Below are 9,053 nucleotides of genomic sequence, written 5' to 3'. Positions count from 1 at the left end.
CCCACGGCCGGGCCGTCGTCTGCGTCCTGGCTCGTCAGCGCCACGACGACCGTGCGGGGTCGTCGTGCCGGTGCGGCGGCGTCAGGCCTCGGCGCCCGCCGACTGCTCGGCGGCCGCGATCTTCTCGCGCACCTCGTCCATGTCGAGGTCCTTCACCGCGGCCACGACCTTCTCGAGCAGCGGGCCCGGCAGGGCGCCGGACTGCCGGTACACCGGCACGCCCTCGCGGAACGCCATGATCGTCGGGATCGCGGAGATCTGGAGCTGCGCCGCGATGAGCTGCTCGGCCTCGGTGTCGACCTTGGCGAACACCACGTCGGGGTGCTCCTCGGACGACTTCTCGTAGATGGGGCCGAACATCTTGCACGGTCCGCACCACTCGGCCCAGAAGTCGATGAGCACGATGTCGTTCTCGTTGATGACCTGGCCGATCGTCTCGGCCGTCAGCGTGGTCGTCGCCACGTGGCACCTCCTGGTTGTCAGGTCCGCCACCTAGAGCGCGTACGCCCCGGCCGATATTCCCGGTGCCGCCACGACCAGCCGGGCGCGCGCGCCTGGCCGCGACCACCCGCGGCTCGGGGTAGAACTGCACCGTGACCGACACCGCCGAGTTCCCTCCCGGACCCGAGCGCCCCGCGGGCTGGCTCAGCCCCGAGCGCATCGCCAAGGTCCGCTCGCAGATCCCGATCCTCTACGTCGACGCCGTGCCCGTGCGCGTCGACGACTCGGGCGACGTCGTCGCCGTCGGGCTGCTGCTGCGCGTCACGCCCGAGGGCGTGATGTCGCGCGCGCTGGTCAGCGGCCGGGTCATGTACCACGAGCGCGTGCGCGATGCGCTCGTGCGGCACGTCGAGAAGGACCTCGGGCCCGTCGCGCTCCCGCAGATCCCCGCGTCGCCGCAGCCGTTCACCGTCGCCGAGTACTTCCCGACGCCGGGCGTCACGCCTTACCACGACCCGCGCCAGCACGCGGTGTCGCTCGCCTACGTCGTGCCCGTGTCCGGCGACTGCCGGCCGCAGCAGGACGCGATCGACCTCGCGTGGCTCACGCCCGAGGAGGCGTGCGCCGAGCAGGTGCAGGTCGAGATGAACGGCGGCCAGGGGCTGCTGCTGCGCCAGGCGATGGCGCACGTCGGCCGCCTGCCCTGACGGTCCGCGACGACGCAGCGGGCGCGCCGCCGGTCGGCGCGACCGCCCTCAGCCGAGCGTGAGCTCCGGCCAGTCGGCGAGGTCGGCGCGCATCCGGCGGTCGTGCGTCGCCACGACGACGGCCGCCGACGTGAGCCGCAGCGCGTCGGTGACCTCGTCGACCAGACCGACGGACAGGTGGTTCGTGGGCTCGTCGAGGATCAGCAGGTGCGGTGCGGCGAGCAGCGCGCACGCGAGGTCGAAACGGCGGCGCTGACCCACGGACAGCTCGCGCAGCGGCCGTTCGAGGTCGGCCTCGCTCAGCAGCCCGAGCGCCGCCACCGGCACGAGCTGCTCGGGGTCGATCCGACCGGCCTCGAGCAGGTCGAGCGCGTGCCGCGCGTACGCGTCGAACGCGCTCGGCGACGACCCGTCGGCGGCCGCGGGAGCCGCGTGCTCGGTCGGTCCCTCCTGCGCGAGCACGCCGAGCCGGGCTCCGGGCGCGAGCACGCGCGCGCCGCGGTCGAGCGCGACCGTCCCGGCCAGCGCCGCGAGCAGCGTCGACTTGCCCGACCCGTTCGGACCGGTGACGAGCAGCCGGCCGCACGGCGGGACCTCGATGCGTCGCCCGGGCAGGTCGAGCCGGGGACGTCCGCCTGGGCCGCCGTCGACGCGGGGCGCGCGCAGCTCGAGCAGCGGGCCGCCGCCCCCGCGGTCGCCCGCGACGGGCTTGGGCACCGACGGCAGGTCGGGGAACGCGAGCGCCGGTGGCGGCACGGGCACCTCGACCGCGTCGGCCTCGAGGCGCTGGATCAGGCGGTCCGCTGCCTTCACGTGGACGCGGGCGCGCGTGCCGCGACGGTGCTTCTGCGAGCCCTTGGGCGGGCGCCACTCGTCGGACAGCCCCTCGTAGGCGGTGTCGAGCCGCACGGCGAGCTGCAACGCACGCTTGCGCTCCGCGCGGTACCGGGCGCGCCAGCGGCGCAGCATCTGGTCCTTCGCGAACCGGTAGTCCGCGTAGCGCGTCGCGCCGTACAGCGCGGGGCGGCCGTCCATCGACGGGTCGAGGTCGAGGATCGCGGTCATGACGTCGTCGAGCAGCCGACGGTCGTGCGTGACGATGACGACCGCACCGGGCCAGTCCCGCAGCTGGGCCGTGAGGTAGTCGACGCCCGCGGCGTCGAGGTGGTTGGTCGGCTCGTCGAGCAGCAGCACGTCCGCGCGCTCGCCGATCCGGCACGCGAGCCGGACCCGGTAGCGCTCGCCCACGCTGAGCCGGTCGAGCGGCCGCTCCCGGTCGCGCGGTGCGCCGAACCGCGTGAGCGCTTCGTCGACGCGCCGGTCGGCGTCCCACGCGGCGAGGTGCTCGTACCGGGCCATCGCGGCCGTGAGGCGGGCCAGGTCGCCGGACTCGTGGTCGAAGCCCTCGATGGCGGCCTCGAGCTCGTCCGACGCGACCCGCACCGCGCGCAGCGCCCGGTCGACGAGGGTGCCTACGGTCGTCCCGGCGGGCTCGTCGAGCTCCTGCTCGACGACGGCGAGCGTGCCCGCGCGACGGACGGCACCGGACAGCGGCGCGAGGTCGCCCGCGAGCAGCCGCAGCAGCGTCGTCTTGCCCGCGCCGTTCTCCCCGACGAGCCCGACGCGGTCGCCCGCGGACACCACGAGGTCGACGGCGTCGAGGACGACCTGCTCCCCGTAGCCGAACGTCACCGCGTCGGCGGCGACGTGCACGTGGTCGACCACCGCGTGCGCGTCCCGCCGGGCGGGCAGCGTCATCCGCCCAGCACCCGCACGAGCGTCGGCGCGAGCGCGCGGAACGCCTGACCGCGGTGGCTGATGGCGTTCTTCTCGGCCGGGTCGAGCTCGGCGCACGTGCGCTCCTCGCCGAGCGGGACGAGCACCGGGTCGTAGCCGAACCCGTGCGCGCCGCGGGGCGCGTCCGCGAGCGTGCCGACGAGCGCGCCCGTCTCGACGTGCTCGAACCCGTCGGGCGTGACGAGCGCGGCGGCGCACACGAACCGCGCACCCCGGTGCTCGGGCTTCACGTCGCGCAGCTGCGCGAGCAGCAGGTCGAGGTTCGCGGCGTCGTCGCCGTGCCGACCGGCCCAGCGCGCGGAGAAGATGCCGGGCGCGCCGCCGAGCACGTCGACCGCGAGACCGGAGTCGTCGGCGACCGCGGGCAGGCCGGTGAACGCGGCGAGCGCGCGCGCCTTGAGCAGCGCGTTCTCCGCGAACGTGACGCCGTCCTCGACGGGCTCGGGAGCACCGACGTCGCCCGCGCCGACGACCGCGGCGGGGTCGAGGCCCGGCAACGACGGGGACAGGATCGCGCGGAGCTCGCCGATCTTGTGCGCGTTGTGCGTCGCGAGGACCAGCCGCGCGCCGACGGGCACCGTCACGCGCCCACCTCGCCCGCCACGTCCACGCCGTCGACCCCGTCCACGACCAAGCGCGTGGCGGAGCCGTCGCCGGGGGCGGACGCGAGAGCCGCGCGCTGCAGCGCGGTGAGCTGCGCGCCGCCCGCGACCGCGAGGTCGAGCAGAGCGTCGAGCTCGGCACGGTCGAACGGGGCGTGCTCGGCGGTGCCCTGCACCTCGACGAACGCCCCCGAGCCGGTGACGACGACGTTCATGTCCGTCTCGGCGCGGACGTCCTCGACGTAGGGCAGGTCGAGCACCGGGACACCCTCGACGATGCCGACGGAGACGGCGGCGACCGAGTCGCGCAGCACCGTGCGGCCGGGCTTGACGATGCGCTGCTGCGTCGCCCACGCGACCGCGTCGGCCAGCGCGACGTACGCGCCCGTGATGGCCGCGGTGCGGGTCCCGCCGTCGGCCTGCAGGACGTCGCAGTCGAGGACGATCGTGTTCTCGCCGAGCGCGGACACGTCGACGACGGCGCGCAGCGAGCGGCCGATGAGGCGCGAGATCTCCTGCGTACGGCCGCCGACGCGGCCCTTGACCGACTCGCGGTCCGACCGCGTCGTGGTGGCGCGCGGCAGCATCGCGTACTCGGCGGTCACCCAGCCCTCGCCCGAGCCCTTGCGCCAGCGCGGCACGCCCTCCGTGAACGACGCCACGCACAGCACCTTGGTCCCGCCGAACTCGACGAGGACGCTGCCCTCCCCCGCGTCGAGGAAGCGGCGGGTGAGCGTGACGGGGCGCAGCTCGTCGGGGCGTCGGCCGTCGGCGCGGAGCGCGGGGGTGGTGGCGGTCATGCGGACGAGCCTAACCGCGCAGGCCCACGCCCCCCGCGACGCGGGCGGTCACCGCCTTGTCGCCCAGCGCGGCGTCGAGCACGGCCTGCTCGGGCGAGGCCCCGGCGGCGAGGCGACCGCCGATGGCGTCGCGGACGCGCAGCGCGCGGTTCCAGCCCATGACGTCGGCGAGCGCGACGGGCGTGTCGTCGTCGCCCGCGGGCGTGACGGCGACGGTCCACGGACGACGCAGCAGCAGCCGCCCGAGGAACGCGAGCGTGAGGACGACGACCACGACGAGCAGGTCGAGCACGACGAGCAGCAGGGGCACGAGGAAGAGCCAGACGAGCAGCACACCGAAGACGAACGCGACCGCCCCGACGATCCACACGACGACGCCGCCGAGGTCGTCGAGCCCGCCCGCGAGCTCGCCGACGCCCTCGAAGGCGACGTCGGCACCGTCACGGCTGCGGCGGTGCCGGCGGCGCGCGCGGCGGAACACGCGCGCCCAGCGGGGCGCCCACTGGACGGCCACGTCGAAGGACGGCCCGACGGGCGTGCGGACGGTACGGGTGCGCATGAGCGCACAGCGTGCCAGGTGCGGGCGCGCCCCGCGGGAGGTTCCCGGCGGGGGTCGCGTCAGAGCATGTGCACGTCGCCCGGGCGGGCGAGCGCGACGGGACCGTCGTAGGCCGCGCGTGCCTCCGCGACCGCGACCTGCGGGTCGTTCCACGCGGGGATGTGCGTGAGGACCAGCTGCCGTGCACCGGCCCGCGACGCGGCCTCGCCCGCGCGCCGGCCGGTGAGGTGCACGCCGCGCACGGCGTCGTCGCGCCCCTCGACGAACGCCGCCTCGGCGAGCAGCAGGTCGACACCGTCCGCGAGCGTGTCGAGACCGGCGCACGCGTCGGTGTCGCCGGTGTACGCGAGGGTGACGCGCCGCGACGGGTCGGCCTCGGACGGCCCCTCGACGCGGACCCCGAAGGCCGGCACGGGGTGCTCGACGGGCACGGGCGTCAGCGTCAGCGGGCCGACGACGACGGGCGCCGCGGGGTCCCACGCGTGGAACGTGAACTGCCCGCCGACGTCGGTCGCCGGGTCGCCGCCCGCGATCTGCGTGAGCCGCTGCGCGGTCCCCTCGGGCCCGTGCACGTCGACCGGCGGCAGCGCGCCGTCGGGGTGGTACCGCCGCAGCACGTTGAGCACGACCATGTCCGCGACGTGGTCCGCGTGCAGGTGGGACAGGCCGATCGCGTCGATCCGGGTCGGGTCGCCGTACCGCTGCAGCGGCCCGAGCGCGCCGTTGCCGAGGTCCAGCAGCACGGTCCACGTGCGCCCGTCGGCGTCGTCGGCCTGCACCAGGTAGCCGGACGCGGCCGCGTCGGGGCCGGGGAAGGAACCCGCACAGCCCACGACGACGAGCCTCATCGCAGGGCCATCCGCGACTCGACCGACCCGACCTCAGGTCCGAGGAAGCGGCGCGCGAGCGTGTGGAACGAGTCGGGGTCGCCCGTCGCGAGGAAGCGGTGCGTCGGCGGGCCGGCCGCGGGGTCGCGCTCGAGGTCGTGCGCGACGAGCGTGCGGTACACGTCCTTCGCGGTCTCCTCGGCGCTCGACACCAGCGTGACCTCGTCGCCCATGACGTACGAGATCGCGCCCGTCAGCAGCGGGTAGTGCGTGCAGCCGAGGACGAGCGTGTCGACGCCGGCCTCCTTGACCGGCGCGAGGTACTCGCGGGCCACCGCCAGCACCTCGGGCCCCGACGTGATGCCGGCCTCGACGAGCTCGACGAACCGGGGGCACGCCTGCGTGGTGAGCGTCACGCCGGGCGCGACGGCGAACGCGTCGTCGTACGCCCGGGACTCGACGGTCGCGCGCGTGCCGATGACGCCGATCCGGCCGGTCCGCGTCGCGGCGACGGCCCGCCGGGCGGCCGGGAGGATGACCTCGACGACGGGGATCCCGCGGCGCAGCGTGTACCGCTCGCGCGCGTCCCGGAGCATCGCGGCCGACGCGGTGTTGCACGCGATGACCAGCAGCTTCACGCCCGCGTCGACCAGGTCGTCCATGACCTCGAGCGCGTGTGCGCGCACCGCGGCGAGCGGCTTGGGCCCGTACGGGGTGTTGAGCGTGTCGCCGATGTAGAGCGTGGACTCGTGCGGCAGCTGGTCGAGGATGGACCGCGCCACCGTGAGACCGCCGACGCCGGAGTCGAAGATGCCGAGGGGGGCGTCGTTCACGGGCGAGAGCCTAACCCTCGTGCGCGGAGCGGCCGGACGCCCCGCCGCGCCGCGCGTGCTCGAGCATGAGCCCGACGAGCGACTCCTGCAGCCAGCTCAGCGCGCCGTACAGCGACACGAGGTAGCGCCGGACGTCGACGTCCTGCCCCTCGGCCTCGTCGGACAGCACGTCGTACAGCTGCTCGGCGTCGTGGTCCGTCCGCACGTCGAGCCGCTCGGCGAGCACGAGCCGCAGGTCCGTGAGGGCCGCCGCGACCTCGGGGGCGTCCTGCGGGGCGACCGTGAGGAGGTCCTGCCGCCGGCCGTCTCCGGGCGTCGTCAGCAGCGTCCACATCACCCCGAGGCGTGCGACCTTGCGTGCCCGCAGGTCGTCCTCGGTCAGGCGGCGGAACTCGGCCGCGACGTCCGGGTCGTCCTGCGACGCATCGGGCAGCAGCCGGCGCACCGCCGGGTCCTGCGGCGGCGGGATCCGCTCGGTGCGCAGGAGCGGGCCCTCGGGCGCGGCGGCCGGTCCGGCCTCGTCGAACCGGGGTGCTCCCAGCAGCTGCGCGACGTCCGCGACGAGCGCCGCGACGACCTCGCGCTCCGAGGCGTCGAGCCGCGCGACGAACGCGCCGTGCTTCTCCGTGAACGCGCGCATCAGACCCCGCTGCGCTGGAGCGTCGCCCACAGGCCGAACCCGTGCATCGCCTGCACGTCGACCTCCATGCCCTCGAGCGACCCGCTCGACACGACCGCCCTCCCCTCCTCGTGCACCTGGCGCATGAGCTTCTCGGCCTTCTCGTGGGGGTGGCCGAAGTACGTCTCGAACACGTAGGTCACGTAGGACATGAGGTTGACGGGGTCGTTCCACACGATGGTGACCCACGGGTCGGCGACGGCCGCCTGCTCGGCGGCCTCGACGCGTTCGTCGGGCGCGGTCTGGACGGGCACCCGACCACTGTAGGTGCCCGTGCGCGCCGAGCGCGCCGCCCGGTCCCGGGCGTCCTACGTTGGCGGCATGACGCACCCGCAGCCCGCCGCCGTCCCCGTGACGTCGCTGCTCACCGACCGTTACGAGCTCACGATGCTGCAGGCCGCGCTCGCCGACGGCACCGCGCACCGCCGCTGCGTGTTCGAGGTGTTCACGCGCCGGCTGCCGCCCGGCCGCCGGTACGGGGTCGTCGCCGGCACGGGGCGGCTGCTCGAGGCGCTGCCCGCGTTCAGGTTCACGTCGCGCGAGCTCGACTGGCTCTCCGACGAGGGCGTCGTCGACGACGCGACGCTCGCCTTCCTCGCGGACTACCGGTTCACGGGGTCGGTCCGCGGGTACGCGGAGGGTGAGGTGTTCTTCCCGCAGTCGCCGCTCCTCGTCGTCGAGGGCACGTTCGCCGAGGCCGTGCTGCTCGAGACGCTCGCGCTGTCGATCCTCAACTACGACTCGGCGGTCGCGTCGGCGGCCTCGCGCATGACGAGCGCTGCGGTGGACCGGCCGGTGCTGGAGATGGGCGCGCGGCGCGCGCACGAGGAGGCCGCGGTGTCGGCGGCCCGGGCCGCGGTCGTCGCGGGGTTCGCGGCCACGTCGAACCTCGAGGCGGGGCGCCGCTACGGCCTCGACACGATCGGCACGGCGGCGCACGCGTTCACGCTGCTGCACGACGACGAGGAGGCCGCCTTCGCGGCGCAGGTCGCGGCCCAGGGACCCGGCACGACGCTCCTGGTCGACACGTACGACGTGAAGCGCGGCGTCGAGCTCGCGCTCGCCGCGGCCGGCACCGGTCTGGGTGCGGTGCGGCTCGACTCGGGCGACCTGGGCGTGCTCGCGCAGGAGGTGCGCGCCCAGCTCGACGCCGCGGGAGCCCACGACACGCGGATCGTGGTGACGTCGGACCTCGACGAGTACGCGATCGCCGCGCTGGCCGCGGCACCGGTGGACGTCTACGGCGTCGGGACGTCGGTCGTGACCGGCTCGGGGGCGCCGACGTGCGGCATGGTCTACAAGCTCGTGGCCCGCGAGGGGCGGGACGGTGCGCTCGCCCCGGTCGAGAAGAGGTCGTCGGCGAAGACGAGCGTCGGGGGCCGCAAGACGGCGGCGCGGCGGCGAGGGCCGGACGGGCGGGCCGTCGAGGAGGTGCTGGTGACGGGACCGGACCAGGCGGTCGCGTCGTGGGAGCCCGAGGGCGGCGAGCTGCGTGCGCTGCACGTGCCGCTCGTGACCGGCGGGGAGGTGGACCTGTCGTGGACGGGTCCGCAGGGGGTGCGCCGGGCACGGGATCGGCACCGCGCCTCGCGGGACGAGCTGCCGCGCGGAGCGCGACGGCTGTCGGCCGACGAGGCCGCGGTGCCGACCGTGACGCTGCGGCTGGCCGGACGGGACTGAGGGACCGTCCGGCCAGACCGCTGCGCGAGGACCAGGCCGCGGACGCGGGGCGGGAGCGCAGGGGGGCTAGGCCCCCGCCACCCGCGCCGCGGCCCGGTCAGATCCGGGCGCGGGCGCGGCCCCGGGCC

At 75.6% G+C, this 9,053-nt stretch carries 11 protein-coding genes; 2 read left to right on the top strand and 9 right to left on the bottom strand.

Features of this window, described 5'->3' with window-relative positions:
* Positions 1-81: 81 nt before the first annotated feature.
* On the bottom strand, positions 82-462 hold the full coding sequence (gene trxA / locus CTKZ_RS20580; protein ID WP_124344646.1) for a thioredoxin: 381 nt from the start codon (positions 460-462) through the stop codon (positions 82-84).
* A gap of 131 nt (positions 463-593) precedes the next feature.
* Between trxA and CTKZ_RS20575 the strand changes: the two genes are divergently transcribed.
* Positions 594-1,148 carry an NUDIX hydrolase family protein gene (locus CTKZ_RS20575; RefSeq protein WP_124344645.1) on the top strand — a complete coding sequence of 185 codons (555 nt, stop codon included), beginning with the start codon at positions 594-596 and terminating at the stop codon, positions 1,146-1,148.
* A gap of 48 nt (positions 1,149-1,196) precedes the next feature.
* On the opposite strand, the gene CTKZ_RS20570 is transcribed toward CTKZ_RS20575, so the two are convergent.
* Genes CTKZ_RS20570 through clpS form a run of 8 tightly spaced genes read right to left on the bottom strand, consistent with a single transcriptional unit; the run spans position 1,197 to position 7,499 of the window.
* On the bottom strand, positions 1,197-2,906 hold the full coding sequence (locus CTKZ_RS20570) for an ABC-F family ATP-binding cassette domain-containing protein (protein WP_124344644.1): 1,710 nt from the start codon (positions 2,904-2,906) through the stop codon (positions 1,197-1,199).
* Positions 2,903-3,529, bottom strand: coding sequence for an RdgB/HAM1 family non-canonical purine NTP pyrophosphatase (gene rdgB / locus CTKZ_RS20565; RefSeq protein WP_124344643.1), 627 nt, complete (start codon positions 3,527-3,529; stop codon positions 2,903-2,905). Before rdgB ends, CTKZ_RS20570 begins: the two co-directional genes overlap by 4 nt.
* Complete coding sequence (rph, locus tag CTKZ_RS20560; RefSeq protein ID WP_124344642.1) at positions 3,526-4,347, bottom strand: ribonuclease PH; 822 nt, start codon at positions 4,345-4,347, stop codon at positions 3,526-3,528. The genes rdgB and rph overlap by 4 nt, the downstream gene beginning before the upstream one ends.
* 10 nt (positions 4,348-4,357) lie before the next feature.
* Positions 4,358-4,906 carry a hypothetical protein gene (locus tag CTKZ_RS20555; protein WP_124344641.1) on the bottom strand — a complete coding sequence of 183 codons (549 nt, stop codon included), beginning with the start codon at positions 4,904-4,906 and terminating at the stop codon, positions 4,358-4,360.
* A 59-nt stretch (positions 4,907-4,965) separates the two neighbouring features.
* Positions 4,966-5,754 carry an MBL fold metallo-hydrolase gene (locus CTKZ_RS20550; protein ID WP_124344640.1) on the bottom strand — a complete coding sequence of 263 codons (789 nt, stop codon included), beginning with the start codon at positions 5,752-5,754 and terminating at the stop codon, positions 4,966-4,968.
* Complete coding sequence (murI, locus tag CTKZ_RS20545) at positions 5,751-6,566, bottom strand: glutamate racemase (protein WP_124344639.1); 816 nt, start codon at positions 6,564-6,566, stop codon at positions 5,751-5,753. The genes CTKZ_RS20550 and murI overlap by 4 nt, the downstream gene beginning before the upstream one ends.
* 10 nt (positions 6,567-6,576) lie before the next feature.
* Positions 6,577-7,206: a DUF2017 domain-containing protein gene (locus tag CTKZ_RS20540; protein WP_124344638.1), complete on the bottom strand. Its 630-nt coding sequence runs from the start codon at positions 7,204-7,206 to the stop codon at positions 6,577-6,579.
* Positions 7,206-7,499 (bottom strand): ATP-dependent Clp protease adapter ClpS, encoded by a 294-nt coding sequence (gene clpS, locus CTKZ_RS20535; protein ID WP_124344637.1) that lies wholly within the window; start codon positions 7,497-7,499, stop codon positions 7,206-7,208. The genes CTKZ_RS20540 and clpS overlap by 1 nt, the downstream gene beginning before the upstream one ends.
* A 67-nt stretch (positions 7,500-7,566) precedes the next feature.
* Between clpS and CTKZ_RS20530 the strand changes: the two genes are divergently transcribed.
* Entirely contained in the window at positions 7,567-8,925 is a 1,359-nt protein-coding gene (locus CTKZ_RS20530; RefSeq protein WP_124344636.1) for a nicotinate phosphoribosyltransferase, read from the top strand.
* Positions 8,926-9,053 lie beyond the last annotated feature (128 nt).

Origin of the sequence: Cellulomonas algicola, from assembly GCF_003851725.1 — a bacterium.
GTDB lineage: Bacteria > Actinomycetota > Actinomycetes > Actinomycetales > Cellulomonadaceae > Cellulomonas > Cellulomonas algicola.
This window is presented reverse-complemented; position numbering and strand designations above follow the sequence as displayed.

What these genes read in the sequence shown, in the direction of transcription:
- CTKZ_RS20550 (WP_124344640.1), bottom strand. Translation starts at nt 5,754, where the DNA reads ATGAGGCTCGTCGTCGTGGGCTGTGCGGGTTCCTTCCCCGGCCCCGAC.
- CTKZ_RS20570 (WP_124344644.1), bottom strand. Translation starts at nt 2,906, where the DNA reads ATGACGCTGCCCGCCCGGCGGGACGCGCACGCGGTGGTCGACCACGTG.
- CTKZ_RS20555 (WP_124344641.1), bottom strand. Translation starts at nt 4,906, where the DNA reads ATGCGCACCCGTACCGTCCGCACGCCCGTCGGGCCGTCCTTCGACGTG.
- CTKZ_RS20540 (WP_124344638.1), bottom strand. Translation starts at nt 7,206, where the DNA reads ATGCGCGCGTTCACGGAGAAGCACGGCGCGTTCGTCGCGCGGCTCGAC.
- CTKZ_RS20530 (WP_124344636.1), top strand. Translation starts at nt 7,567, where the DNA reads ATGACGCACCCGCAGCCCGCCGCCGTCCCCGTGACGTCGCTGCTCACC.
- rph (WP_124344642.1), bottom strand. Translation starts at nt 4,347, where the DNA reads ATGACCGCCACCACCCCCGCGCTCCGCGCCGACGGCCGACGCCCCGAC.